Origin of the sequence: Pseudomonas sp. KT_2_4 (genome assembly GCF_041410225.1) — a bacterium.
Taxonomy (GTDB): domain Bacteria; phylum Pseudomonadota; class Gammaproteobacteria; order Pseudomonadales; family Pseudomonadaceae; genus Aquipseudomonas; species Aquipseudomonas paracarnis.
This window is the reverse complement of the sequence record NZ_CP166962.1, coordinates 4,610,147-4,635,521: the sequence shown is the minus strand read 5'-3', so window position 1 is coordinate 4,635,521 and position 25,375 is coordinate 4,610,147. Positions and strand designations below refer to the sequence as shown.

Genomic DNA, 25,375 nt, shown 5'->3' with positions numbered 1-25,375 from the left:
GTATTAACCATGGCCGCAGGCTCATGCCGCCGCCCCCCGCATCAAGGCTTCCTGGCCCAGGTCTATGCGCCCCAGGACCTTGACCTTGGATGTGCTTCCCAACTCAGCGAAAGACAGCACCGGTACATGGTTGAACTCTTCCAGCAGCAAGGTCCGCAATGGGCTGCGCAAGTCTTGCGCCACCAACATCACACTTTTTCTCTTGGCCCTTAGTACAAAGGCTTGGTTGAGCAAACTGATAAAGGCCGCGCTGTGGTTCTCGTCCAGCGCGAAAAACACGCCGGTCTGGGTCTGGCGCAGCGCCTCGCGCAGGATGTTTTCGCTCTGCGGAGATAACAGCCAGGCATGCAGGCCATCGGCCTCGCTGTACTGGTGGTAGATCTGTGCCTTGAGGGCAATGCGCGCATAGTCGGCCAGGGCTTCCGGCTCACGCTCATGCTGCCCGTACTCGATCAGCGACTCGACAATCAGCCGCACTGCTCGCAGCGGTACGCCTTCACTGGCCAGGCGTTGCAACACCGCCGAAAAACGCGAGAGCGGCATGATGCGCTGCAGTTCCTGCACCAGTTCCGGCTGGTTATGCTCAAGCCAACTCAAGATCGACTTGCTCTCCTGAATCCCCAGGAACTGCGGCCCGCTGAGCATCATTGCCTGCCTCATGCGTTCCAGGATCAGGTGCGTAGCCGTGAAGCGCTCCAGCTCTGGGTCCTCCAGCAGCGGGTCATCAGGAGGCAACCAGAGCCAATCCTGTTCATCCCGCTCAGCCAGCCCCGGTATGGCGTGCTCAGGCTCAACCGTCAGCGCCTTGCGCTCAACAGCCACATGGTTGACCACTGACGCCCTGACCATGGGCACCTCATGCACGCAAAAGCGCATTTCATCGGCGGCCAGGGAATCATCGAGTTCAACTTCGAACGGCGGCAATGTCAGGCCGATATTGGCGACCAGCGAGTTTCGCGCCTGGCGAATCCCATGAATCAGGTCCGTCACCTCAGGCGTTCCGCGCAGCACGGGGGAAAACTGCAACAGGTAGGGGCGCGACGGATCAAATCCGCGCAAGTCCTCTTTACCGTTCTCTTCAGGTCGAACGACCTCGGCGGCTTCGTTGGCGGGCTCTGCCTGTCGTTGACGCTGGCGTACCAGGTAGTAACCCACACAGCCGGTGATCAGCGCGATAAGAATAAACACCAGGGTAGGCATGCCCGGCACTAGGGCAAACGCAAGCATTCCCACCGAGGCAATCACCCAGCTCTTGGGCTCGCTGGTCATTTGCCGAGCAATTTCGACGCCCATGTTACTGACGCCTTTGCGTCCATCCGGCGCCACGCGGGTGATGATCATGCCCGCAGTCAGAGAGATCAGCAGCGCTGGAATCTGTGCTATCAGGCCATCGCCAATCGTCAGCACCGAATACAACGAAATGGAATCGGCAGCGCTCAACCCGTGCTGGAACATGCCCGTGGAGAAGCCGCCCAAGAGGTTGACCACGACGATGATCAAACCGGCGATGGCGTCGCCTTTGACGAACTTCATGGCGCCATCCATGGCCCCAAACAGCTGGCTTTCACGCGACAGCTGATCGCGTTTGTCGCGCGCCTGCACACCGTCAATCAACCCGGCACGCAAATCGCTGTCGATAGACATCTGCTTACCCGGCATTGCATCCAGGCTAAATCGCGCCGCGACCTCGGCAACCCGCTCCGAACCCTTGGTGATCACCAGGAAGTTGACCAGGGTCAGGATCAGGAAGATCACCATCCCCACCGCCAGGTTTCCCCCCACCACAAAATTACCGAACGCCTCAACGATGTCACCGGCGTCCTGTTCCAACAAGATCAGGCGCGTGGTCGCGATCGACAGCGCCAATCGAAACATAGTGGTCAACAACAGGATCGACGGGAACGACGAGAACGCCAAAGGGCCCGGTAGATAAAGCGCCAGTACGATCAACAGGCAAGATATGCAGATATTGAGAGCAATCAGAATATCTACCAGCCAGGTCGGCAGTGGAACGATAAAGATAAAGATAATGGCCATGACCACCACAGCGCCCAGCACTTCAGCTCGCTGTGCCACTTTGAGCAGTAAGCCATTGATGGTCGACAGCAGAGTCACGTCATAGCCTCGGCCAGCTCAGGAGAACGCTGGGTTCCGCCATCGATCCGGTTCAGTTCGTCCATCACCGCTACAAACTTGAACAAGGTTTCCTCACGGACTCTGGTGTCAGGCCACAAGGCCAAAGGTAACTGCCGGATCAGAGGGTAAAGCGCGTTGAGAGCTGTCAATTGCCTGGTAGGCGAACCACTCCCCATCTCATTCCCCAACCGCAGAATTTCATCGGCGCCTATGCCGCTGCTGGCATATCCGAGCAGGCGCTGCAGCAGCGTAACGGCCTCATCCTCCATCTCCAGGCGCTGCTTGCACGTCACGCAACTGGCCAGCACTGCGCTCAACTGCCCGCAGCTTCGCAGCCCCACCAGCAAGGAGCGCAGCAATGGTGTAGGCACCGAGGACACCAAGGCGGCAATATCGTCTGCCAGAGCTTTACGCATCACGTTAAGCCCTTCTTGAAACCCATCACCGCCGTATACACCCAGCAGGGCTTGCATCATTGTTGCCAGGGATTGGCGCGTGACCACGCTGGCGTAGTAGAGCGCACGTAGGGCCTGGCGCTCCTCGGGGTCCACGCTGGCGGCTTGCAGTGTTAAGGCGATGTTCAGGCCGGCCTGGATTTCGCCCTTGAAACGCGCCTCCAGCTTGGCGATGGCTGCGTGTGCAAGGGCCGCTTCGGATTTACGGACTTCAGCGTCCGCCTCGCTCACCACATGCTTGAGCACCACGAAAGCACGCGCCGGGTCGCCTCCGGCGAGGTCGAGCAATTTTTCGAGACTGGCGCTTTGCAGCAACTGCATCCTGATTCGGCGTGAAACCGAAGCCATGCTCGCCTGGGCCGGGTGACCCAACTGGTCATAAAGCTCCACCAGCTTTTCAGCCGCAGGCACGCGCACGCCCATTTGCCGATGGGCCAGCGGGAGCTTATTGAGCTCCACTTCCTGATTGAACAGATGGGCCAGTTCGTCGACACCCTTCGCAGGTGCAGGCACGGAGCCAGTGTTGATAACAGGTTGATCCGAGCTTTGGACCGTTTGCACATCGTTGCGAGATTCGACTTTCATGGACAGGCCAGTTCAGGAAGAGTGTTTTCCCTGTGTGGCGAGGCCCACCCATACGGTTCCATAGAAATTTGAGGCTGAGCCGGGTTTGAAAAGACTTGCACAGGCACCTGTTCCCCCGTGCAAAAGTCTGCGTAAAAACACCTCCATTCAAAATATTTATCTATGTATATCAAGCTATTAAACGATTTTTTCTCTTTGGCACACGCAGTGCAATCGGGTTCCTGTCGATACGTTTTCGACTGCGTCTACCTTAAGGAAAAAATCATGAATATCCCTATTGAAGCCTTAGTTCACCTTGGTGGCAATTCGCCTCAATTCATGCTCCATCTGACAGACGATCAACAGAAAAAACTGCGGCGCTTCATTCACAAACGGGTCCTCAACCCGGAAGACGCGGATGATCTATTGCAACTGACTTACTTGGAGGCCTGGCGCAATCGCGAGCGCTTCAGTGGTACCGCGACGCTCAGCACCTGGATGTGCGGTATCGCGCAGAACCTGATCCGCAATCACTTCCGGCGCCTGTATGCCAAGCCCTCTCATTGCGAATTCGACGAGTCGCTGTGGCATGGCCATGAAGAAAACCACAGCCTGGATTGGGAATTCGAGGTCAACCGACGCCTGGAAAATACCCTGAGCGCAATTGATCACTTGCCCACAGAGATGCGCAGAACACTGTATGCCTCCCTGGAAACCGACGGCAGTTACCAGGACACCGCCGACGTACTGGACATTCCTATCGGCACCGTGCGCTCGCGCCTGTCACGGGCACGCGAACAGCTCAAGCGCGTCACCCACACCCCACTGCATCAGTAAGTTGAACTAGCCAGTCAAGCGTTGGGCGACAGGGATATCTGCCCAACACTGTCGGACTGGGCCCGTGAGTAGACCCTCGAAGACGCTTAGCGCTTGCGCTCCCCTCATGCACGGTGCATTCGCCACCGCCCGTCGCCAAAATCAGCGCTTTGGCTTAAACAGTTGAAAGCGTAGAAAAATTTTCAACAAAAACGCTTGACGCATTGCCGTTCCAAGCGAATAATGCGCGCCACTTGGCTACATAGCTCAGTTGGTTAGAGCATAGCATTCATAATGCTGGGGTCCGGGGTTCAAGTCCCTGTGTAGCCACCAAGTACTAAAAACGGCTTACCGAAAGGTAGGCCGTTTTTTTATGCGCGCAAAAAAACTCCCCAACTGTATTTTGACGCCCCCCAACCCCACTGTTAGTGTCCTGCCTCCCCTAAACACGGAGTGCCCCGATGCAACTGGACATCTACCAAGTCGACGCTTTCAGCCACCATCCCTTCGGCGGCAACCCGGCAGCGGTGTGCCCACTCACTGAGTGGCTGGCCGACGAGCAACTGCAGCAGATTGCAGCCGAGAATAATCTTTCGGAAACCGCGTTCTTTGTACCCCGTGGCGAGTTCTATGAGTTGCGTTGGCTCACGCCGGAAGTTGAGGTGGACCTGTGCGGCCATGCCACGTTGGCAGCCGCGTGGGTATTGATCCACAAGTTGGCGGACGCCCCGCAGGTTCTGCGCTTTGCCACCCGTAGCGGCGAGTTGCGGGTAACGCGCAACGGCGATGAGCTGGCGATGGATTTTCCGGCCAAAAAACCCGAACGCTGCGAGCCGCCCCACGGCATGTTGAGCGCCCTGGGGCTTGAAAACGCCGAGGTGTTTGGCACCGACGACTACATCGTGCTGGTGGAAGATGAAGCACAGGTGGCGGCTCTCACACCGGACTTTGCGCGGCTCAAAGGCCTGCCTAAACGCGGGGTTGCGGTGACCGCTAAAAGCACTCGGTTTGATTTTGTCTCGCGCTGGTTCGGCCCGAATGTGGGCGTTAATGAAGACCCGGTTACCGGCTCGGCGCACACGTCGCTGGCACCTTTCTGGGCCGAGCGCCTGGGCAAATCGCAATTGAGCGCCGAGCAAGGCGGCCAGCGTAAGGGCCAGCTGCGCTGTGAACTGCAGGGTGACCGGGTGATTATTTCCGGCAAGGCCGTGCTGTACATGCAAGGCACGATTTACCTGTAAACAACGCAGTAGCCCAAGGACCACAGCACCTTCTCAACATGAACGGAGTTCAGCGCGTGTTTTTGATTTCCCGCCGCAGCCTGACAGTCATCGCCGCAACCCTGGCCCTCACCGCCTGCCACACGCCCGTCAACGAACAGCCTCCGGCGCCAGAGCTGGGCTCGGGCTACCGCACCGACCTGAGCACCCGCCACGCCGAGCGCCATATGGCCGCCGCCGCCAACCCGCTGGCCGCTGAAGCCGGGCGTGAAATGCTGCGTCAAGGCGGTTCAGCCATTGATGCGGCGATTGCCATGCAAGCGGTATTGACCCTGGTGGAACCGCAGTCTTCCGGCATCGGCGGCGGTGCGTTCATCATGCTGTGGGATGGGCACAACGTGCAGGCTTATGACGGCCGCGAAACTGCGCCGGCCGGGGCCACGGAGCGTCTTTTCCTGAAGGCCGACGGTACGCCCATGGCGTTCACGGATGCGCAGATTGGCGGGCGCTCGGTGGGCACTCCAGGGGTATTGCGCGCCCTGGAGATGGCGCACCAAAAGAGCGGCCGCTTGCCATGGGCCAAGCTGTTTGAACCGGCGATTCGCCTGTCGGAGCAAGGCTTCGCCATTTCCCCACGCTTGCACAGTTTGATCGCGGCTGACCGCTTTATCGCGCAATCGCCCGACATGGCGGCGTACTTCCTGAATGCCGATGGCTCGCCAAAAGCCACCGGCACGCTGTTGAAAAACCCGGCTCTGGCCGCGGTGTTCAAGCGCATCGCCAAGGAAGGGCCGGATGCGTTGTACCAAGGATCGATTGCCGATGAGATCGCACGCAAGGTGCAGGGCCATCGCAATGCCGGCAGCCTGTCCCAGGCTGATCTCAAGAGCTACACCGCCAAGCAACGCGCACCGCTGTGCACCGACTACAAACAATGGAAGGTCTGCGGCATGCCACCGCCGTCCTCGGGCGGCATTGCCGTGGCGCAGATCCTCGGGACACTGCAGGCGCTGGAAACCCGCACCCCGCGCCTGGCCATCGCCCCTATGACACCGGTCAAGAGTGCCTCGCCGGCCGGGCTTGAGCCGACACCCGAGGCCGTGCACCTGCTCGCCGAAGCCGGGCGCCTGGCCTTTGCTGACCGCGCGCTGTACGTGGCCGATGCAGACTTCACCCCCGTACCCGTCGCCGGCCTCGTCGCACCGAGTTACCTGGCGCAGCGCGCCACGCTGATCGGCGAACGCAGCATGGGCATCGCCAAGCCCGGCCAACCCGCCGGTATTCAGGTAGCGTATGCGCCAGACCGCTCGCCGCTGCGCATCTCCACCTCACAGGTGGTGGCAGTGGACGACCAGGGCGGCGCCGTGTCGATGACCACCACGGTTGAAGCAGCATTCGGCTCTCATGTGATGGTCCAGGGCTTTTTGCTCAACAACCAGATGACCGACTTCTCGTTCATCCCCGCAGAAAACGGCCAGCCTGTAGCCAACCGCGTACAACCGGGCAAACGCCCACGCTCGGCCATGGCGCCGACCTTGGTGTTCGACCGCAACTCGGGCGAACTGCTGGCTACCGTCGGCTCCCCCGGCGGCTCGCAGATCATCGAGTACGTGAGTAAATCCCTGGTGGCCATGCTCGACTGGAAGCTCGACCCGCAGGCGGCCATCAGCCTGCCCAACTTTGGCAGTCGCAATGGTGCTACCGAGTTGGAAGCTGGGCTGTTCAGTCCGGCGCTGAAACAGGCGCTCAAGGACAAGAGCCACGCCCTGAGCGAGATCGAGATGACCAGCGGCGTGCAGGCCATCGTGCGCACACGGGATGCCCAGGGTAAGGTGACGCTCAGTGGTGGCGCGGACCCTCGGCGTGAAGGTGAGGCGTTGGGTGATTAAGGTGTTGATCTATCCGTACAGGCTTATAAAAAAAGACCTGCACCCTTACGCCTTAAATCCTACGCGGAGCGCCAGAACTCAAAGTGCCATGTCATCTTTTGCGATAAAAACCTTCTTGAGCAGCCCCATCTCACCTGCGATTTTCTGGCCCGCCCTTTCTTGCCAGAGGCTACGTCAAAGACGTAGAATTTCGCGTGTTCACTCTCATAGAATCCCCTCTCTTCAGCAGGCAATGGCCTGACTATTGGACTGAAGATGAAAAAGGTATCTTCATGGCGTTTCTCGCCAGCCATCCTGATGCTGGAAATGTCATTCCGCGCTCGGGAGGTTGCCGAAAGATACGCTGGAGCATGGAGGGCCGGGGTAAAAGTGGATCAGTGCGGGTCATCTACACCACACAACTGGAGTGCGGAGCAGTCGTCGCGCTACTGATTTATGGCAAGAGCGCCACGGAGAATATTCCGGCACATATCCTGTACAAAATCGCAAAGGAAATGAACCATGCCACTCACTGATAAAGAACTGAAGGAACGTGACGCCAAACGCAATATAGGCGAAGAACTACTCACAGCCATTCAGGATGTCAAAGCGGGACGTTACGGTGCCGTGCAGCACGTTGAGGTCACTCAGGCTGCCGAAGCAAGAAGCAAGACAGGGCTCTCACAACCCAAATTTGCCGAGCTTCTGGGCGTGTCAGTAAGAACCCTTCAAGAATGGGAGCAAGGGCGTCGCGCACCTTCCGGAGCAGCACGTTCGCTACTGCATATTGCGGCCATAAGGCCGGACGTTTTTCGCGAAGTACTCAGTAACGCCTGATCGCGTTACTGCTTCGGGCCAATCACTGGCGGTTGATCTTCAAGCCCTTGCGCCCCGCATGCCGCTCCAGCGCCAGCTCGATCAACCGGCTCACCAGCTCGCTGTAGCTCATGCCTGCCGCCTGCCACAGCTTGGGGTACATGCTGATGCGGGTAAAACCGGGCAGTGAGTTGATCTCGTTGATCAGCACTTCGCCGTCCTGCGTCAGGAACACATCCACCCGCGCCAACCCGGCGCAGCCCAACACTTCAAACGCCTCAATGGCCAGGCTGCGGATCCGCTCGCTGGCGTCATGACTGATCGCCGCCGGCACCACCACCTGGGCGGCCTGGCCATCGATGTATTTGCTGTCGTAGGAATAGAAACCACTGCTCACCACGATCTCGCCACAACCGCTGGCGATGGGCTCGTCATTGCCCAGCACGGCGCATTCGATCTCACGGCCCTGGACGGCGGATTCCACCAGCACCTTCTCATCAAACCCCAACGCCAGTTCAACGGCAGCGCGGTACTCGGCTTCGCTGCCGACTTTGCTTACCCCCACCGACGAACCCTGGTTGGCGGGCTTGACGAACATCGGCACACCGAGCTTGCCAGCGGCCGTTTCAAAAGAGGTGCGCGCCGCATTAGCTCGCGTAAGGGTGATGAACGGCGTGACCGCAATGCCCGCGTCGCGCAGCAAGCGCTTGCTGATGTCTTTGTCCATGCACACCGCCGAGCCGAGCACGTCGGAACCGACGAAGGGCAAGTCCGCCATGCGCAGCAAGCCTTGCAGGCAACCGTCTTCACCGAGGGTGCCGTGGACAATCGGGAAGATCACGTCGATGTGTTCCAGCACGCCCTGGCCAGAGGTCTCTACCACTTGCTGGCTGGCCTTGCCGGGCACCACGGCCAATTCACGGTTGGACTGGTTGAGGGCGATGAGCGCCGGGTTTTCCTGGTTGAGCAGGAAGTTCGAGGTGTCATTGAGGTGCCAGTGACCGGCCTTGTCGATACCGATCAAAACCGGCTCGAAGCGTGAGCGATCAAGGGCATCGACAATGTTGCGCGCCGATTGCAGCGAGACCTCATGCTCAGCCGAACGCCCCCCAAAAATAATCCCTACCCGCACCTTGCTCATGACCCGGCCTCACTGTTGAAAGTAAGGCTTCTTACCATGGGTGGTCAGCGATTCGCTACCCGATGTGCATTGCCCAATACCTGCACAATCGTACAAGACCCCAGCAGACAACCGGTGCAGACTCAGTTAACGTGTTTCCACCTCCTTTTGTGACAAGTCACCATGGGCAACCCCATCCACTCCCTCGACTGGCTGCACCGCGCGCCCCACGCCAGTGGCCTTGACCGTATCGAGGCGTACTTTGCCGGCTTTGCCTTCGACCCTCATCGCCATGACACCTACGCCATCGGGCGCACGTTGTTCGGCGTACAGAGTTTTCATTATCGCGGCGGCACGACCCACAGCCTGCCTGGCACCACCATGGTGATCCACCCCGATGAAACCCATGACGGTCGCGCCGGCAGCGACGAAGGCTTCAAGTATCGGATGATTTATGTGGAGCCGGCGCTGATCCAGCAGATCCTCGGTGGCCAGCCGTTGCCGTTTATCCCCGGCGGCTTGTCCACCGACCCACGGCTGCACCGCGCCAGCGAAGTGTTGCTGCAGAGCCTGGATTGCCCGATAGACCCGATGCAAGAGCAAGACGCAATGTTCGACCTGGCCCACGCGCTGAGCGCTGCGTCAGGGGCCATCATCCGCCGTAAATCCTTCGACTACATCGCGGCCGAACGCGCCCGTGAATTCATCCACAGCGCCCTGGGCCGCAGCATCACCCTGGATGAAATTGCCGACCACGCCGGCCGCGACCGGTGGGCGTTATCGCGGGATTTTCGTTTGTTATTCGGCACCAGCCCCTACCGCTACCTGACCATGCGCCGACTGGACCTGGTGCGCCACTTGTTGGCCCAGGGCCAATCGTTGGTGGATGCGGCGATGACCGCAGGCTTTACCGACCAAAGCCACATGACCCGCCAATTTCGCAGCACCTACGGCATGCCGCCATCGCGTTGGGTGAAAATGCTCGGACGCTGAGTACTGGGTTGGACTGTGGGAGCTGGCTTGCCTGCGATGCAGACACCGCGGTGTATCAGACACACCTTATTGATGCCATCGCAGGCAAGCCAGCTCCCACAGTTGGATGAGGTGGCGTTGCTGGCATTTGGTCATGGTTTGTAAAGGGCCAGCAAGCTGCGTCCCTTTAAATTGCTGGACGTTTCCGAGACAATCCCTGCCGCCTTGTGCCTGTTGGAATCGATGGCTAGTCTTCGGCCCGTCACTGCCTTTTCAGTGATCGGGTTTAGTCGCCCGGACTCTAATCAGGCGCATGGTCCTCCATGAGGTTTTATGGTGGCTGTGCGCAGGGCACCCTCGGGTGCGCCGGATTTTCCTGATTAGCCGGTCGACTAACCTGCGTACAGCCGCCACCCTTCGTTTAGTCGCGACTGGGCCGGCTTCTGCCTCAATCAGGAGTTACACCATGACCAAAGCACTTCCCGATCCACCCATGGATTGCCTAGTCGTCAATGAAGAACTCAGCTTCGAAGACGCTCAACTCTATATTTCCCATCTGATCAACAGCGCATCGGCCACGGTGTGGGACTGTTGCGATCACCTGCAACCCCACGACCGCGCCCGAATCCATGCCGTATGGCACTTGCTGGAGATGGCCAAGACCGTAGTAAACCGCACCCTCGAGTGCATGCCACGAACCTGAAGACACCATAAACCCCATGTGGGAGCTGGCTTGCCTGCGATGCAGACACCTCGGTACATCAGGTACACCGAGGTGATGCCATCGCAGGCAAGCCAGCTCCCACAGTTGATCTTCGTGGCTTTGCGCCTCTGTCAGAGCTGGCGCCCGACAACCGGTTGACCAATGGCCAGGAAGTTTCCGCCCGCCACATGGTGCAACGTGCGCAGTTCATCATGCCCCTCAAAATGCCAGCGCCCCTCGCTGAATACCCGCTCATCAGCATAGGCCGCGACCACTTCGCCCAGGAACAGGTCATAGGCCTGCTGATTATGCGGCTCGGGCAGCAGGCGGCATTCCAGCCAGGCCACGCAGCCTTCCAGCATCGGCGCCTCGGTGTGCTCACCGCTGAAAGTGTGCAGGCCATAGGCTGCGAATTTGTCGGTTTCAACGCCGCGGGTATTGCCCACCGTCTGCACCAGATCAGCCTGCGCAACACAAGGCACCTGCAGCACAAAAGTGCCGGCGCCTTCCAGTAGTTGGCGGGTCCAGGTGGCCTTGTCGAGCACCACCGCGACTTTCGGTGGTTCGAAATCCAACGGCATGGCCCAGGCAGCGGCCATGATATTGCGCTGGCCGTTGTGGGCTGCACTCACCAACACGGTCGGCCCGTGGTTGAGCAAACGGTAAGCCTTGGACAATGGGACGGGGCGACGGAACGTAGGGCTCATGGTCGATCAGCTCTGTAAGCGAGAAAAGACCTACGATACCTCAAGCACAAGCCCGACAGGTCAGCTCGACAGCTGATTGGCAAACTGCCCGACCGCACTCACCACCTTTTGCGCACCGTCCTGAATCTCGACGATCACGGTACCCGCCTCCGCCGCCAGGGCCAGGCCCTGCTCGGCTTGCGCACGACCGTCGGCCATCAAGGCCACCGCGTCGCGGGCCATGTCCTGGTTCTGGCGCACCACACCGACAATTTCCTCGGTGGCTTTGCTGGTGCGTGACGCCAATTGCCGCACTTCATCGGCCACCACCGCAAAGCCCCGCCCCTGTTCACCGGCACGCGCCGCTTCGATGGCGGCGTTGAGCGCCAAAAGGTTGGTTTGCTCGGCAATGCCGCTGATGGTCTTGACGATGCTGCCGATCACTTGGGACTGGGCATTCAGCGCCTCGATACCTTCGCCGGCCTGCTGCATGTGCTGGGCCAGGTCGCGCATCACGTCCACGGCCTGGGTGACCACAGTGGTACCGCGCTGGGCGCTGTCGTCGGTTTGCAACGAGGTGCTGTAGGCAATATTGGCGGCCTCGGCCACCGCCTGCTCGCGGTTGACCTGGTCGGTAATGACCGTGGCGAACTTGACCACTTTGTACAACCGCTCATTGGCGTCCAGCACCGGGTTGTAGGTGGCCTCCAACCACACCAGGCGGCCGTGGCTGTCCACGCGTTTGAAGCGCGCGGCGACGAACTCACCGGCGTTCAGGCGCTTCCAGAACTGTTGGTATTCGGCACTGTTGTATTCCTGTGGTTCACAGAACATACGGTGATGTTTGCCTTCGATCTGCGCCAGACTGTAACCCATGGCGCCGAGGAAGCGGTCATTGGCGGTGAGTACATGCCCCTCCAGATCGAACTCGATCAACGCGGTAGAACGCATCAGCGCGGTGATCAGGTTTTCATGTTCACGCGAACTCTCGATGGTGCGAGTAAGGTCGCTGGAGAACATCGAAAACTGCTTGATGCGCCCCTCAGAACTGCGCACCGGCTGCACGATTGAGCGCAACCAGGCTTCCTTGCCATTGCCGCGCATCAGGCGCACGGCGCCGGCAAAGTGTTCGCCGCGGGCCAGCGCGTGCTTGAAGCGCAGCTGGAACTCGTCCTGGCGCACGTGGGCCGGCACCAGGTCTTCGATCGCGCGCCCGACAATCTCGCCCAGCGAGTAAGCCAGCTCCTGCAGGAAGTTGGCATTGGCCCACTCCACACGGCCTTCAGGGTCCAGCGTCAGGCAGAGCATTTCGCTTTCCAGGCTCTCTTTCACCTGAAGCAAGCTCGACAATTCTTCGCGCAGAGCGGTCAGCTCCTGCTTCAGGCGGGTATTGAACATGGGGCACCGTTAGGCAAGTGAGGTGGGTGTACTCCCTTGCATCGGCGCTGCCGGGGTTTTCTGAAGAGCGCTTGAGCCCTGGGCCGAACTATATTTTCAACCGCCATTGTTACGGCACACGCCCATGACCTGATACTCCAGGGTATTGAGCTTGCCGCTGGAGTCTTCGTAGGTCATGCGCGACGGCACGGCGTTGCACGAGCGGATCGGCGGCGTCACGTTGACGACCTTGGCAATGTCCAGGTCCATGCCATAGCGGTACGCCTGGACTTCGGGCACCGGCTTGCCTTTTTTGATGGCGTAGGCGGCCATGGCTTTCTCATTGCGCTCCATCATCAGGGCAAAGGTGCGATCCCCACCCCCTTCGGCCAGTGCGCCGAATGACAACACAGCCGTTAATACAGCCAAACCTGCTTTATAAAAGTTCATCGCGGTTTCCTCGACTGAAAAGTTCAGTGTCGAGATTAACCAACCCACCCTGACGCCAGGTTCACCAGAACATTACTTATTTGTTAGATGGCCGTTAGTTTCCAGAATTGTAATCTTCGCGCCATGCAGCTGTTATCCGTCGTTTGCAACTATCAGCCAGGGCCAGATCAATAAAAACGCCCGCCTCTATAAGAAGCCGATAACTGCCATCACCGAGGAGCGCATCATGAGCATTCGTCATTACACCCTTCCCTTTTCACTGATGGCTGCACTGCCCATGGCCGCCTTGGCGGTGGAGGACAAGCCCGAAGGTTTTATCGAGGGCAGCCGCATCAACGTGCTGGCACGCAATTTCTACTTCAACCGCGATGACCGCAAAGGCCAGTCCAGCCCCACTGGCAATGGTTACTCCGAAGCCTGGGCCCAGGGCTTTATCGGCAAATTCGAATCCGGTTTTACCCAGGGCACCGTGGGTTTTGGCCTGGACGCGTTCGCCATGTACGGCCTGACGCTTGACTCGGGCAGCGGCCGCAGCGGCGGCAAAGGCTCGTTCGGCGTGCTGCCGGTGAACAGCGACAACCAGCCGGAAGACAGCTACAGCAAAATCGGCGGCGCGGCGAAACTGCGCGTGCTGGACACCGTGATCAAGGCCGGCGACGTGTTCCCACTCACCCCGGTGGTGGCCTACGGCGACTCTCGCCTGTTGCCCGAGAGCTTTCGCGGCGTCACCCTGCAAAACACCAGCCTGGAAGGCTTGAGCCTGCAAGGCGGGCGCCTGAGCGGCATGAGCCAGCCCAGTGAAAGCGGCATGAACAAAGGCTTTGCCACCTTCTATGCAGGCAAGGTCGACTCGCCCTGGATCGCCTACTTCGGCGGTGACTACCAGCTCAACAGCCATCTGGGCTTTAGCCTGTACAGCAGCCGCTTGAAGGACGCCTGGGATCAGTACTACTTCGGCAGCAATGCCAATTACGCATTGACCGACGACGTGTCATTGTTCGGCGACTTCAACTACTACAAGGCCGTGGACGAAGGCCAGAAACGGCTCGGCGAGTTCGACAACAACATCTGGAGCGCCAGGCTCGGGGTCAAGGTCGGTGCCCACAGCCTGGCCGTGTCGCACCAGCGCAACAACGGCGACGATGATTTTGATTACCTGCGCCAGTCAGACTCGATCTTCCTCAACAACTCCATCCAGTACAGCGACTTCAACGCGCCCAAGGAGCGCTCATGGATGCTGCGCTACGACCTGGACATGCAGGCGTTCGGCATTCCCGGCCTGTCGTTCATGACCCGCTACGGCAAAGGCACCGGCGCCGACTACAGCAACGCCAATGCCGTGTATATGCGCCGTGATGCAGCGGGTAACCCCTTGACCGATCAACGCCGTTGGGAACGGGATATCGAGGCCAAGTACGTGGTGCAAAGTGGGCGTTTGAAAGATTTGTCCCTGCGCTTGCGCCAGGCCACCGTGCGCTCCAGTGCGTTCGAGTCAGACCTGGAAGAAGTTCGTCTGATTGCCGAATACCCATTGGTCGTGCTGTAGCCCTTACATTCGCTCGCGATTAACTAACATCTGTTCACAAATAGCCAGTTATCAAAATTGTAATATTGGCCTCAGCTTCTCGTTAAGTGGAACTTTCTATACTCGCTTCAACTTATTCACCCGAGCACATTCATCTCTGAAGCTTTTGTGTAGCTCCTTTGGAAAGAGATGAATTTTTAACGCCCCGCTTGGGGCGTTTTTTTTGCCTGCGACACATGCGACCGACGGTCGCAGTTGACCCTAAAGCTACTTTAGCCTTCAGACTTTTCCCACTTCCGAAACCGCCGCCATAGGGACATGGGCGCCTTCTCTCCCCCTAATTCAAGAGGTAACCCCCATGCGTATTCTTGTGGTTGAAGACGAGCAGAAAACCGCCGACTACCTGCAACAGGGCCTGAACGAAAGTGGCTACGTGGTCGACTGCGCCGCCAATGGCGTCGACGGCCTGCACCTGGCAGGGCAACACGCCTATGAACTGGTGATTCTGGACGTCAACCTGCCGGGCAAGGATGGCTGGCAAGTACTGGAAGAATTGCGCCGCAACGGCACCCAGCGCGTGATGATGCTCACCGCCCGTGGCCGGCTGGCTGACAAGATCAAGGGCCTGGACATGGGCGCCGACGATTACCTGGTCAAGCCGTTCGAGTTTCCCGAACTGCTGGCCCGCGTGCGCACCTTGATGCGTCGCAGCGAGCACATTCCACAGCCGGAAGTGTTCCGCGTCTCGGACCTGGAACTGGACCCGCGCCGCCACCGCGCTTATCGCGGCACCCGGCGCATCGACCTGACCACCAAGGAGTTCGCCCTGTTGCAAGTGCTGATGCGCCAGGCCGGCGAAGTGCTGACCCGCACACAGATTATTTCCCTGGTCTGGGACATGAATTTCGACTGCGACACCAACGTGGTCGAAGTCTCCATCAGCCGCCTGCGCGCCAAGGTGGATGACCAGAGCGAGGTCAAGCTGATCCACACCATTCGCGGCGTGGGCTACGTGCTGGAAGCGCGCCCATGAAGACCGGCAGCCTGTCGATGCGCCTGGGCTTGACGGTCAGCCTGATGGGCGCGGGCCTGGTGTTACTGCTGGCGACCCTGGCCTACCTGGCCCTCACCCATGAGCTGGAAAAACTCGCGCGCAAGAACCTGGAAAGCAAAATGGAACAGATCCAGCACAGCCTGGCCCTGGGCCTGGACGCCCACGCCATTCGCGGCCGGCCGCACTCGCTGATGGACCTGGTGATCGGCCACGACAATTTCCACCTGACCATCGTCGGCACCGCGCCCGATAACAGCGTGCTGCTGAACGTCGGCAGCAAGCCCCAGGAGCCACTGCTCACCGACTTCAAGCCACGGGAAACCCTGGGCTACCTCAATTGGGTCGACAGCTACGGCAACCAGATACTCAGTGCCTCCAGCTTGATGCGCCTGGCCAACGGTGAACGCGTGCGGGTGCTGCTGTCCCTGGACCGCATGGACGACCAGGCATTGCTCAGTGCCTACCTGCGCGCCACGCTGATTGCGTTGCCGCTACTGCTGATACTGATTGGCATGGGCGCCTGGTGGCTGGTGCAACGGGGCCTGGCACCGTTGAAGCAGTTCAGCCAGGTGGCGGCGAAAGTCACCACCCAAGACCTCACCCATCGCTTGTCTGTGGACAACCTGCCCCACGAACTGGGTGAACTGGCCCACGGCATCAACGTGATGCTCGACCGCCTGGACGCCGGGGTGCAGCAACTCTCGCAATTCTCCGATGACCTGGCCCACGAACTGCGCGCGCCCTTGACCAACCTGATGGGCAAGGCCCAGTTGACCCTGTCGCGCCAGCGCCCGCCGCAGGAATACAAGGCGGTGCTGGAATCCAACACCGAAGAGCTCGAACGCCTGGCGCGGATTGTCAGCGACATGCTGTTTCTGGCGCAGGTCAGCCACCCGGCGGCCCGGGCCTCATTCACCGAGGTGTCCCTGGCGCAGGAAGCCCAGCGGGTGATGGAGTTGTTTGCCCTGAGTGCCGAAGACAAACACATCACCCTGAGCCTGCGCGGCGATGCCTGGGTGACGGGCGATCGGCTGATGATCCAGCGGGCGATTTCCAACTTGCTCTCCAATGCCATTCGCCACACACCCGAGGCCTCTACCGTGTTGCTGTTGGTGGAGACCTACGAGCAGAGCGTATCGCTGTCGGTGGGCAACCCGGGGCGAGGCATTGAAGCGCACCACCTGCCGCACCTGTTCGAACGTTTCTACCGCGCCGACAGCAGCCGTACCCGTGCCGAGGGCGGCACCGGGCTGGGGCTGGCCATCGTGAAATCGATCATGCATTTGCATCAGGGGCATGCTCATGTCACCAGCCAGCCTGGGCGTTTTACGCGGTTCAGCCTGGTGTTTCCCCAGGCTCTGGAAGCACCGTTGGCCCCCTGTGGGAGCGGGCTTGCCCGCGAAGGCGGTGTATCCGTCAGTAAAGGTATCGACTGACCCGGCGCATTCGCGAGCAAGCCCGCTCCCCCAGGGGGGTTGCGGCGTTTTCACGGTTGTCAGGCGGTCTCTTCATCGCGGCGATGAGCCCATTGGTACAACGCCGGCAGCACCAGCAAGGTCAGCAAGGTCGAAGAAATAATCCCGCCAATCACCACTGTCGCCAATGGGCGCTGCACTTCGGCACCGGTGCCGGTGGCGAGCGCCATGGGGATAAACCCCAGGGACGCCACCAGCGCGGTCATCAGCACCGGGCGCAGACGGGTCAACGCGCCTTCGTGGATCGCCACCGATAATGAGCGACCTTCCTCGCGCAGGTTTCGGATGAAGGCGATCATCACCAGGCCATTAAGCACCGCAACGCCCGACAAGGCGATAAAGCCCACCCCCGCTGAAATCGACAACGGAATATCGCGCAGCCACAGCGCCATGATCCCGCCGGTGAGCGCGAATGGGATGCCGGTAAACACCAGCAGGCCGTCCTTGAGGTTGTTGAACATCATGAACAGCAACCCGAACACCAACAGCAAGGCCACCGGCACCACGATGCGCAAGCGTTCAGAAGCCTCCTTCAACTGTTCGAACTGGCCGCCCCAGGTGGTCCAGTAACCGGCGGGGACTTTCACCTGGGTGGTGATGGCGGCTTCGGCCTCCTCGACAAACGAGCCGATATCGCGCCCGCGCACGTTGGCGCTGACGATCACCAGGCGCTTGCCGTTCTCGCGGCTGATCTGGTTGGGGCCCAGCACCAGGTCGAGGCTGGCAACCTGGGACAAGGCGATAAAGCCCAACTGCCCCGAGGTACTACTCGCCAGCGCCGGCACCGGGATCAACAGGCGTGACAAGCCGTCGATATCGGTGCGCAACGTATCGGACAAGCGCACCACCATGTCAAAACGCCGATCACCCTCGTACAGCGTACCGGCCTGGCGCCCACCGACCGCGACGGCGATGGTGTCCTGCACATCACCCACATTCAGGCCAAAGCGAGCGGCTTTGTCGCGGTCGATATTGATGGTCAGCACCGGCAGGCCGGAGGTCTGTTCCACCTTCACTTCCGAGGCGCCGTTGAGCTTCTGCAAGGTCTCGGCGATTTCCCCGGCAGTCTGGTTGAGCACCGCCATATCATCGCCAAACACCTTCACCGCCACATCGCTGCGCACTCCGGAAATCAGCTCGTTGAAACGCAACTGGATCGGCTGCGACAGCTCATACACGCTGCCCGGCACAATCGCGCTGGCCCGTTGGATGTCAGCGATAATTGCCTCGCGGGACTTCTTCGGGTTCGGCCATTGGTCCTTGGGTTTGAGCATCACGTAGCTGTCGGAAATATTCGGCGGCATCGGGTCGGAGGCGATTTCCGCCGTACCGGTGCGTGCAAACACCCGCTCGATTTCCGGCACTTGGGCCAGTAAGGTTTTTTCCAGTTGTTGCTGCATCTGCACCGATTGGGTCAGGCTGGTGCCGGGCACACGCAGCGCCTGCTGGGCAAAGTCGCCTTCGCTGAGGCTGGGGATAAATTCACTGCCCATGCGGCTGGCAACCAGACCCGAGACGACGATGGTGAGTGCGGCCAGGCCGAACACCAAGGGCCGACGCACCATCACCCAGTTGAGCACCGGGTCATACACCCGGCGTGCACTGCGCATCACAATGTTTTCTTCTTCCTTGACCTTGCCGGTGACAAACAACGCAATCGCCGCCGGTACGAAGGTCACCGACAAAATCATCGCGCCGAGCAAGGCAATCACCACCGTGAAGGCCATCGGGTGGAACATCTTCCCGGCCACGCCCGTGAGGGCGAAGATCGGCAGGTACACCACCATGATGATCAACTGCCCGAAGATCAGCGCGCGTCGCGCCTCCTTGGCCGCGGCGAACACTTCGTGCAGGCGTTCACTGCGGGTCAGCAACCGGCCATGACGGTGTTGCGCATGAGCCAGACGGCGGATGGCGTTCTCGACGATCACCACCGCACCGTCAACGATAATGCCGAAGTCCAGCGCGCCCAGGCTCATCAGGTTGGCGCTGACTTTGTTGGTGAACATGCCGGTGAAGGTGAACAGCATCGCCAGCGGAATCACCATCGCCGTGATCAGCGCTGCACGGATATTACCCAAGAACAGGAACAACACCGCCACCACCAGCAATGCACCTTCGAAGAGGTTTTTCTTCACGGTGGCGATGGCTTTTTCCACCAGGTTGGTGCGGTCGTAGACGGTGACGGCCACCACACCTTCGGGCAGCGAGCGGTTGATCTCCTCCAGCTTTTTCGCCACCGCCTGGGACACGCTGCGGCTGTTCTCGCCGATCAACATGAACACCGTGCCCAGCACCACCTCACGGCCGTTTTCGGTGGCGGCGCCGGTACGCAGCTCACGACCAATGTCGACCTGGGCCACATTGCGCACGCGGATCGGCGTGCCGTCCGAGGTGGTGATGACAATGTTGGCGATGTCGTCGATAGACGCCACCTGGCCCGGCGCGCGGATCAACAACTGTTCGCCGCTGCGCTCGATGTAACCGGCGCCGACGTTGGCATTGTTGCGCTCCAGCGCCGTGACCAGATCGTTGAGCGTCAGGTTGTAGGCGGCCAGGCGCTTGGGGTCTGGCGCAATCTGGTATTCCTTGGCGAAGCCGCCGATGGTATTGATCTCGGCCACGCCTGGCACGTTGCGCAGCTGCGGTTTGATGATCCAATCCTGGATCACCCGCAGGTCGGTGGGGGTGTAAGGCGTACCGTCCTCTTTGCGCACACCGTCCTCGGCTTCGACGGTCCACAGGAAAATTTCCCCCAGGCCAGTGGAAATCGGCCCCATCGCGGTTTCGATGCCGTCGGGCAATTGCTCGCGCGCCACTTGCAGACGCTCGTTGACCAGTTGGCGGGCAAAGAACAGGTCGGTGCCGTCCTTGAAAATCACCGTGACCTGGGACAAACCGGAACGCGACAGCGAACGCGTCTGCTGCAGGCCCGGCAGGCCGGCCATGGCCGTCTCGATGGGAAAGGTGACGCGCTGCTCGGTTTCCAGCGGCGAAAAACCGGCCGCCGCCGAGTTGATCTGCACCTGTACGTTGGTGATGTCAGGTACCGCGTCGATGGGCAGTTTCTGATAGCTGGCGATGCCGACACCGGCCATCAACAGCACCGCCAGCAACACGATGATGCGCTGCTCGATGGCGAATTGGATAAGGCGCTCAAACATGGGGAATCACTCGCAGGATCAATGGGCGTGTTCGGCCGAGCCTTTGCCCAGTTCGGACTTGAGGATGAAGCTGCCAGCCGTCGCCACCTGCGCGCCGGCCTCCAGGCCTTTACGCACTTCGACGTAACCGTTTTCACTGACGCCCAGTTCAAGATGGCGGGTGATAAAGCCGTCCGCCGTGCGCACAAACACCGAGGGTTTGTCCTCGACGGTCTGGATAGCGGTTTGCGGCACGGTCACCTTGGCCTGGTAGGTATCGGTGGCCACTTGCACGGCCACGAACAAGCCCGGGCGCCAGGCGTCGTCAGGGTTGGGGACCGTCACCCGCACGGTAGCGGTGCGCGTCTGCTCACCGAGCAAGTTGCCCACATAGGCCACGGTACCCAGCACTTCGGTGCCCATTTCCGTCGAGCTGACTTTCACCGGTTTGCCCACGCGAACCTTGTTCAAGTCTTTGGGAAATACGCCGAAGGTGACCCACACCTGGGACAGGTCCGAGAGGGTGAAGGCATTGCTGGTTTCACTGACCACCTCGCCCACCCCCAGGTGTTTTTCCACCACCACACCGGCGAAGGGCGCACGCAGTTCATAACGATTGCCGCCGGCCAATACGGCAGTGCCGCTGAGCGCAGTCATTTTTTGCCGCGCATTGTTCAGGGCGATTTCGGCTTCTTGCAGAGTTTGCCGCGCCAGCAGGTAATCCTGTTCGGCAGAGATTTTGTCCTGCCACAACTGACGCTCGCGCTTGAAGGTAGTGCGCGCCAGTTCGACCCGGCGCTCGCTGGCGGCCAATTCGCTGCGCTGGTCGGAAATCTGCTGGCTGGCGATCACCGCCAACAGTTCGCCCTTCTTCACCGACTGGCCCAGGTTGACCTTCACCGCCTCCACCACGCCCGCCGCACGGGGCACGATGTGGGAGGTACGGTCTTCATCAAAACGCACCTCGCCCGGCAGCGTCAGCACGGTGCTGATGGCACGCGGTTGCGCCTGGGCCAACTGGATGCCGGCGGCTTGAATCTGCTGCTCGGTGAGTTCGAGCTTGCCTTCTTCTTCCTCGGCGTGGGCGAAGCCGGAAAGCATCAGGCCCAGGGCGACGGCGAGCGCCATGCCATGTTTTTTGTTCATCAGGAGACTCCAGGAAAAATCAAAAGCGGGCGAGGTCGCCGTAAATGCGTTCGATGCGTACCCAGGCCTCGGTGGCCTGGGCGGTGGCCGCAAGGTATTGGGTGCGGGCCGCGATCAAGGTGCGCTGGGCGTCGAGCACGTCGAGGAAGTTGAACTTGCCCATCTCGAAGCCACGGGTGGCGCTGTCTACCGCACTTTGTGCGGCGGGCAGGATCTGCTGGTTGAACGCGCGCACTTCGGTATTCGCGGTCTGCCACAGGTCCAGGGCCTGGCGGGTTTCGGTGCGCAGGCGCAGCTCCGCGGCGTTGCGCAGGTCGCGGGCCTGGTCGGCGCGTCGGGTGGCCGCGAGGATGTTGCCCTGGTTGCGGTTGAACAACGGGATCGGCATCGACACGCCCACCAGGTTCACCCGTTCGCGCACGCTGGCGTCGTATTGGCTGCCGATGGACACGTCCAGGTCCGGAATGCGCTGGGCTTTTTCCAGGCCCACGCTGGCTTCGTTCTGCACAATGTTGAGTTCGGCCAGGCGCAATTCGGCGGTCTGCTCAAGGCGTGCCAACAATGGCGCGGCGGCGGGTAACGCCGGTACGGAAGTGCTTGGCGTGGCGACGACCTGGAAGTCGGTGGCGGCGCTGCCGGTGCTGGTGGCCAGACGACGGTAGGCGTCAGTGAGGCCGATCTGTGCGCGGTTCAATTCCAGACGGATTTGCGACACCTGCACCTGGGCGCGAGTGGCTTCCACGGGTGACGACTTGCCAGCAGTGACGCGCCCGTTGGCGACCACCAGGCCGCGTTCGGCAAGCGTCATGGAGCGTTGCGCCAGGTCGAGGCGTTCCTGGGCGCGCAGGGCGCCGTAGTAGCTGTCGATGACCTCGGCGCGCAACAAGTTGCGGCGCTGCTCCAGGGTCAGCGCGGCGGCATCCTGGGCGCGGGTGGCCACTTCGATACGCGCACCGCGCTTGCCGCCCAGTTCCAGGGTCTGGCTGAGTTTGATGCTGGTGGTGCGGCTGTTGCGGCGGGTGTCTTCGGCGTCCCAGGAGGCCACCGGATTGGGGATCAAGCCGGCCTGTTGGCGGCCGCCTTCGGCGATGTCGATTTCCCATTGTGCGGCCGCCAGGTCCGGGTTGTTGGCGAAGGCGGTTTGCAAGGCAGCATCGAGGGTGAGGGGTTGTGTCTGGGCGGCGTTTGCGGATATCCACACTACCAATGCCGCCGCCCCCAACAGTGTTCTAACAAAAATTGCCATAACGAGAGTTCCACGTCCATGAAGTCGCTGAGGTTTCCCAGCGGGGGCAATGTAGCTTTCGGTACTTATCAGGGCCGTGGGCGAAAGATTACAAATCCGTTAGCCAGGCTCAGGCATGCACTTCGTCGTGATCGTCATGTTGAAAACCCTCGCCCTCGACCTGGATCGTGGCGTGGGAAATATCGAACTGTTCGTGCAGTAACTCCGTCACTCGGCTGAGGATCTGTTGCTCAGTGCCCTGGGACGCATCCGCGACCAGATGCGTACTCAGCACGTTCTTGCCACTGGTGAGGGCCCAGATATGCAGGTCGTGCACGTCCCTGACCCCCGGCACGCTGCGGATGGCCTGCTCCACCTGCTCGATGTCCACACCCTCCGGCACACCTTGCAGCAGGATGTTCATGCTCGCCTTGAGCAACGTCCAGGTGCGCGGCAATACCCAAAAGCCGATGGCGGCCGCGACCACGGAGTCAACCCAACCCCAGCCAGTGAACATGATCACCAGCGCGGCAATGATCACGCCGACGGAGCCCAGCATGTCGCTCCAGACTTCCAGGTAGGCGCCCTTGACGTTAAGGCTCTCGCCACTGGCAGCGCTGAGCAGGCGCATGGAGATCAGGTTGACCACCAGCCCCAGCAGCGCAATCACCAGCATGCCGGTGGACTGGATTTCGGCGGGCACCTGCAGCCGCTGGTAAGCCTCGTACAAGATGTAGAACGCCACGGCGAACAGCAGTAATGCATTGAAGGCGGCCGCCAGGATCTCGAACCGCGCATAACCGAAGGTGCGCTTGCGGTCTGCCGGGCGCTTGGCGACCTGGATCGCCACCAGGGAAATCGCCAGGGCCAGGGCGTCGGTCATCATGTGCGCTGCATCGGACAACAGCGCCAGGCTGCCGGTGACAAAGGCGCCGATGACTTCGGCCAGCATGAAACTGCCGGTCAGCCCCAGGGCGATCCATAACTTGCGTTCGTGGCCGGCGCGTACTTGGGCGTGGCTGTGTCCTGCGCTCATGAAATGTCCTCGTGGGTTGGGATGGGGCGGATCATAGAGCTATAGGCCAGTTCCACTGGCATGGTTTGCAAAATTGTCATCTGAGCGCCAGAGCGTCGTTAGCTTCGGGCGCACCAAAATCGTTCATGCACGCGTTGGGGGAGCGCTATCAGGTATGCTTTTCAGGCTGAAACAAAAAGAAACACATTAGCCAACCTGCTCGATAAGGAGTCCCGTCTTGGAGTTATCGACTGCCGCGTGGATGGTTCACGACACCCGCCTCATGCTCTGCGTGCTGTTGGCGATCGCCAGCATCATTGTGCTAATCAGCGCGACCAAACTGCCGCCCTTCCTGTCGATTTTGATCGGCACCTTTATCGCCGGGGTCGGCGCCGGCCTGCCGCCGGAAGAAGTGGCAAAGGCGTTCAGTAAAGGCGCCGGGGCGATTCTCGGCGAAGCCGGGATCATCATTGCCCTGGGTGCGATGCTCGGCGCGCTGATGGCCGAATCCGGCGCGGCCGACCGTATTGCCACCACGTTGCTCGGGCTGGGCAAAGGCAAGTCATTGCCCTGGGTGATGGCGTTGGTTGCCATGGTGATCGGCCTGCCGCTGTTCTTCGAAGTGGGCCTGGTGATGATGGTGCCGATCATCTTTGTGATGGCCAAGCGTTCAAACCAGCCATTGCTGAAAATCGCCATCCCTGCGCTGGCGGGCATGACCACCCTGCATGCCTTGATGCCGCCGCATCCGGGGCCGCTGATCGCCGTGGGCGCATTGCACGCCGACCTGGGCCTGACCATGTTGCTGGGCTTTTGCCTGGCGGTGCCGGCCGTGATCCTGGCCGGGCCGCTGTATGGCAACTGGCTGTCCAAGCGCCTGCACGTGGATGAACCGGCGGATATCGGCGCCTTGTTCAGCGCACCGCCCAAGGCCCCGCGCCAGCCGAGCTTCGGTGTGTCATTGCTGATCATTCTGTTGCCGGTGATCCTGATGCTCGGCAGCACCTTGGCCAAAGTCGCGTTGGCGCCGGAAAGCACCCTCGCCCTGACCTTGAAATTCCTCGGTGAACCGCTGGTCGCCCTCGGCCTGGCCGTAATCGCCGCGGTCGTCTGCCTGGGTTGGGCGGCGGGCATGCCACGCGCCGACGTCGGCAACACCCTGCGCAAAGCCCTGGCGCCTATCGCCGTACTGCTGCTGACCATCGGCGCCGGCGGCGGCCTCAAGCAAACCCTGCTGGACGCCGGCGTCAGCCAGACCATCAGCAAAGTCGCCGAAGGCGCGCACATGCCCTACTTGCTGCTGGCCTGGCTGATTGCCGTGGCCCTGCGCCAGGCCACCGGTTCGGCCACCGTGGCCACCACCACGACCGCCGGCATCCTCGCGCCGATGATGGCCGGGTTGGCGGCGACTCAAAGCTCATTGGTCGCCCTGGCCATCGGCGCCGGCTCGGTGTTCTTCTGCCACGTCAACGACGCCGGGTTCTGGATGGTGCGTGAGTACTTTGGCTTGCAGTTGAAGCAGACGATCTGGGTGTGGTCGGTGCTGCAGACGATTGTTTCGGTGGTTGGGTTGGTGGGTACCTTGTTGCTCTGGCACTTCCTGACCTGA

General features: G+C 60.6%; 20 protein-coding genes, 1 tRNA gene and 2 pseudogenes. 12 read left to right on the top strand and 11 right to left on the bottom strand.

All coding sequences use genetic code 11. The features are described from left to right. Positions 1 to 21: 21 nt before the first annotated feature. On the bottom strand, positions 22 to 2,115 hold the full coding sequence (sctV, locus tag AB9N64_RS21200) for a type III secretion system export apparatus subunit SctV (RefSeq protein WP_038448783.1): 2,094 nt from the start codon (positions 2,113 to 2,115) through the stop codon (positions 22 to 24). Continuing rightward, positions 2,112 to 3,176 (bottom strand): TyeA family type III secretion system gatekeeper subunit, encoded by a 1,065-nt coding sequence (locus AB9N64_RS21195; RefSeq protein ID WP_014716808.1) that lies wholly within the window; start codon positions 3,174 to 3,176, stop codon positions 2,112 to 2,114. Before AB9N64_RS21195 ends, sctV begins: the two co-directional genes overlap by 4 nt. 264 nt (positions 3,177 to 3,440) lie before the next feature. On the opposite strand from AB9N64_RS21195, the gene AB9N64_RS21190 reads away from it, so the two are divergent. The 6 genes from AB9N64_RS21190 (at position 3,441) to AB9N64_RS21165 (ending at position 7,896) form a co-directional block, all read left to right on the top strand. Continuing rightward, positions 3,441 to 3,992, top strand: coding sequence for an RNA polymerase sigma factor (locus tag AB9N64_RS21190; protein ID WP_014716807.1), 552 nt, complete (start codon positions 3,441 to 3,443; stop codon positions 3,990 to 3,992). 235 nt (positions 3,993 to 4,227) lie between these two features. Next, positions 4,228 to 4,304 (top strand) — tRNA-Met (locus tag AB9N64_RS21185). Positions 4,305 to 4,432: 128 nt separating this feature from the next. Beyond that, positions 4,433 to 5,212, top strand: a complete 780-nt coding sequence (locus AB9N64_RS21180; protein ID WP_020301448.1) for a PhzF family phenazine biosynthesis protein — start codon at positions 4,433 to 4,435, stop codon at positions 5,210 to 5,212. Between the two features lie 38 nt (positions 5,213 to 5,250). Then, positions 5,251 to 7,080, top strand: a complete 1,830-nt coding sequence (ggt, locus tag AB9N64_RS21175) for a gamma-glutamyltransferase (protein ID WP_371359656.1) — start codon at positions 5,251 to 5,253, stop codon at positions 7,078 to 7,080. A gap of 272 nt (positions 7,081 to 7,352) precedes the next feature. After that, complete coding sequence (locus AB9N64_RS21170) at positions 7,353 to 7,595, top strand: hypothetical protein (RefSeq protein WP_197986766.1); 243 nt, start codon at positions 7,353 to 7,355, stop codon at positions 7,593 to 7,595. Beyond that, positions 7,582 to 7,896 (top strand): DNA-binding transcriptional regulator, encoded by a 315-nt coding sequence (locus AB9N64_RS21165; protein ID WP_019817027.1) that lies wholly within the window; start codon positions 7,582 to 7,584, stop codon positions 7,894 to 7,896. The genes AB9N64_RS21170 and AB9N64_RS21165 overlap by 14 nt, the downstream gene beginning before the upstream one ends. A 22-nt stretch (positions 7,897 to 7,918) precedes the next feature. Here AB9N64_RS21165 and ddlA read toward each other — a convergent pair whose 3' ends face one another. After that, positions 7,919 to 9,016 carry a D-alanine--D-alanine ligase gene (ddlA, locus tag AB9N64_RS21160; protein ID WP_038448779.1) on the bottom strand — a complete coding sequence of 366 codons (1,098 nt, stop codon included), beginning with the start codon at positions 9,014 to 9,016 and terminating at the stop codon, positions 7,919 to 7,921. A gap of 162 nt (positions 9,017 to 9,178) precedes the next feature. Here ddlA and AB9N64_RS21155 point away from each other — a divergent pair, with 162 nt between their 5' ends. Both AB9N64_RS21155 and AB9N64_RS21150 read left to right on the top strand, forming a co-directional pair. After that, the gene (locus AB9N64_RS21155; RefSeq protein ID WP_014716803.1) at positions 9,179 to 9,988 is read left to right on the top strand and encodes an AraC family transcriptional regulator; all 810 of its coding nucleotides are present in this window, start codon (positions 9,179 to 9,181) and stop codon (positions 9,986 to 9,988) included. A 445-nt stretch (positions 9,989 to 10,433) separates the two neighbouring features. Further along, positions 10,434 to 10,670, top strand: a complete 237-nt coding sequence (locus AB9N64_RS21150; RefSeq protein WP_014716802.1) for a DUF6124 family protein — start codon at positions 10,434 to 10,436, stop codon at positions 10,668 to 10,670. A 131-nt stretch (positions 10,671 to 10,801) separates the two neighbouring features. Here the strand turns inward: AB9N64_RS21150 and AB9N64_RS21145 are convergent, their stop codons facing one another. The 4 genes and pseudogenes from AB9N64_RS21145 to AB9N64_RS21130 form a co-directional block, all read right to left on the bottom strand. Further along, the gene (locus AB9N64_RS21145) at positions 10,802 to 11,377 is read right to left on the bottom strand and encodes a flavin reductase family protein (protein WP_072434132.1); all 576 of its coding nucleotides are present in this window, start codon (positions 11,375 to 11,377) and stop codon (positions 10,802 to 10,804) included. Positions 11,378 to 11,437: 60 nt separating this feature from the next. Next, positions 11,438 to 11,869 (bottom strand): annotated as a pseudogene (locus AB9N64_RS21140) (methyl-accepting chemotaxis protein); the annotation flags it as partial. Between the two features lie 156 nt (positions 11,870 to 12,025). Then, a pseudogene (locus AB9N64_RS21135) lies at positions 12,026 to 12,664 on the bottom strand (PAS domain-containing protein); the annotation flags it as partial. A gap of 186 nt (positions 12,665 to 12,850) precedes the next feature. Continuing rightward, entirely contained in the window at positions 12,851 to 13,183 is a 333-nt protein-coding gene (locus AB9N64_RS21130) for a DUF2790 domain-containing protein (RefSeq protein ID WP_014716799.1), read from the bottom strand. A 226-nt stretch (positions 13,184 to 13,409) separates the two neighbouring features. On the opposite strand from AB9N64_RS21130, the gene AB9N64_RS21125 reads away from it, so the two are divergent. The 3 genes from AB9N64_RS21125 (at position 13,410) to AB9N64_RS21115 (ending at position 17,198) form a co-directional block, all read left to right on the top strand. Beyond that, complete coding sequence (locus AB9N64_RS21125) at positions 13,410 to 14,729, top strand: OprD family porin (protein ID WP_038448772.1); 1,320 nt, start codon at positions 13,410 to 13,412, stop codon at positions 14,727 to 14,729. 337 nt (positions 14,730 to 15,066) lie between these two features. Then, positions 15,067 to 15,741 (top strand): heavy metal response regulator transcription factor, encoded by a 675-nt coding sequence (locus tag AB9N64_RS21120; RefSeq protein WP_014716797.1) that lies wholly within the window; start codon positions 15,067 to 15,069, stop codon positions 15,739 to 15,741. Then, positions 15,738 to 17,198, top strand: coding sequence for a heavy metal sensor histidine kinase (locus tag AB9N64_RS21115; RefSeq protein WP_020301442.1), 1,461 nt, complete (start codon positions 15,738 to 15,740; stop codon positions 17,196 to 17,198). The genes AB9N64_RS21120 and AB9N64_RS21115 overlap by 4 nt, the downstream gene beginning before the upstream one ends. A gap of 59 nt (positions 17,199 to 17,257) precedes the next feature. On the opposite strand, the gene AB9N64_RS21110 is transcribed toward AB9N64_RS21115, so the two are convergent. From AB9N64_RS21110 to AB9N64_RS21095, 4 genes are all read right to left on the bottom strand, one after another. Continuing rightward, positions 17,258 to 20,401: a CusA/CzcA family heavy metal efflux RND transporter gene (locus AB9N64_RS21110; RefSeq protein ID WP_073453485.1), complete on the bottom strand. Its 3,144-nt coding sequence runs from the start codon at positions 20,399 to 20,401 to the stop codon at positions 17,258 to 17,260. 18 nt (positions 20,402 to 20,419) lie between these two features. Further along, positions 20,420 to 21,526, bottom strand: a complete 1,107-nt coding sequence (locus AB9N64_RS21105; protein WP_103451378.1) for an efflux RND transporter periplasmic adaptor subunit — start codon at positions 21,524 to 21,526, stop codon at positions 20,420 to 20,422. A 19-nt stretch (positions 21,527 to 21,545) separates the two neighbouring features. Continuing rightward, on the bottom strand, positions 21,546 to 22,772 hold the full coding sequence (locus AB9N64_RS21100; RefSeq protein WP_014716793.1) for a TolC family protein: 1,227 nt from the start codon (positions 22,770 to 22,772) through the stop codon (positions 21,546 to 21,548). 109 nt (positions 22,773 to 22,881) lie between these two features. Beyond that, positions 22,882 to 23,787, bottom strand: coding sequence for a cation diffusion facilitator family transporter (locus AB9N64_RS21095; protein WP_038448769.1), 906 nt, complete (start codon positions 23,785 to 23,787; stop codon positions 22,882 to 22,884). A gap of 217 nt (positions 23,788 to 24,004) precedes the next feature. Between AB9N64_RS21095 and AB9N64_RS21090 the strand changes: the two genes are divergently transcribed. Next, positions 24,005 to 25,375: a gluconate:H+ symporter gene (locus AB9N64_RS21090; protein WP_054921773.1), complete on the top strand. Its 1,371-nt coding sequence runs from the start codon at positions 24,005 to 24,007 to the stop codon at positions 25,373 to 25,375.

Excerpts from the sequence above, each read along its gene's own strand:
- AB9N64_RS21180 (WP_020301448.1), top strand. The coding sequence starts at position 4,433 with ATGCAACTGGACATCTACCAAGTCGACGCTTTCAGCCACCATCCCTTC.
- AB9N64_RS21195 (WP_014716808.1), bottom strand. The coding sequence starts at position 3,176 with ATGAAAGTCGAATCTCGCAACGATGTGCAAACGGTCCAAAGCTCGGAT.
- ggt (WP_371359656.1), top strand. The coding sequence starts at position 5,251 with ATGAACGGAGTTCAGCGCGTGTTTTTGATTTCCCGCCGCAGCCTGACA.
- AB9N64_RS21150 (WP_014716802.1), top strand. The coding sequence starts at position 10,434 with ATGACCAAAGCACTTCCCGATCCACCCATGGATTGCCTAGTCGTCAAT.
- AB9N64_RS21125 (WP_038448772.1), top strand. The coding sequence starts at position 13,410 with ATGAGCATTCGTCATTACACCCTTCCCTTTTCACTGATGGCTGCACTG.
- AB9N64_RS21115 (WP_020301442.1), top strand. The coding sequence starts at position 15,738 with ATGAAGACCGGCAGCCTGTCGATGCGCCTGGGCTTGACGGTCAGCCTG.
- AB9N64_RS21105 (WP_103451378.1), bottom strand. The coding sequence starts at position 21,526 with ATGAACAAAAAACATGGCATGGCGCTCGCCGTCGCCCTGGGCCTGATG.
- AB9N64_RS21095 (WP_038448769.1), bottom strand. The coding sequence starts at position 23,787 with ATGAGCGCAGGACACAGCCACGCCCAAGTACGCGCCGGCCACGAACGC.
- AB9N64_RS21165 (WP_019817027.1), top strand. The coding sequence starts at position 7,582 with ATGCCACTCACTGATAAAGAACTGAAGGAACGTGACGCCAAACGCAAT.
- AB9N64_RS21100 (WP_014716793.1), bottom strand. The coding sequence starts at position 22,772 with ATGGCAATTTTTGTTAGAACACTGTTGGGGGCGGCGGCATTGGTAGTG.
- AB9N64_RS21110 (WP_073453485.1), bottom strand. The coding sequence starts at position 20,401 with ATGTTTGAGCGCCTTATCCAATTCGCCATCGAGCAGCGCATCATCGTG.
- AB9N64_RS21170 (WP_197986766.1), top strand. The coding sequence starts at position 7,353 with ATGGCGTTTCTCGCCAGCCATCCTGATGCTGGAAATGTCATTCCGCGC.
- AB9N64_RS21130 (WP_014716799.1), bottom strand. The coding sequence starts at position 13,183 with ATGAACTTTTATAAAGCAGGTTTGGCTGTATTAACGGCTGTGTTGTCA.
- AB9N64_RS21155 (WP_014716803.1), top strand. The coding sequence starts at position 9,179 with ATGGGCAACCCCATCCACTCCCTCGACTGGCTGCACCGCGCGCCCCAC.
- ddlA (WP_038448779.1), bottom strand. The coding sequence starts at position 9,016 with ATGAGCAAGGTGCGGGTAGGGATTATTTTTGGGGGGCGTTCGGCTGAG.
- AB9N64_RS21120 (WP_014716797.1), top strand. The coding sequence starts at position 15,067 with ATGCGTATTCTTGTGGTTGAAGACGAGCAGAAAACCGCCGACTACCTG.
- AB9N64_RS21145 (WP_072434132.1), bottom strand. The coding sequence starts at position 11,377 with ATGAGCCCTACGTTCCGTCGCCCCGTCCCATTGTCCAAGGCTTACCGT.
- AB9N64_RS21190 (WP_014716807.1), top strand. The coding sequence starts at position 3,441 with ATGAATATCCCTATTGAAGCCTTAGTTCACCTTGGTGGCAATTCGCCT.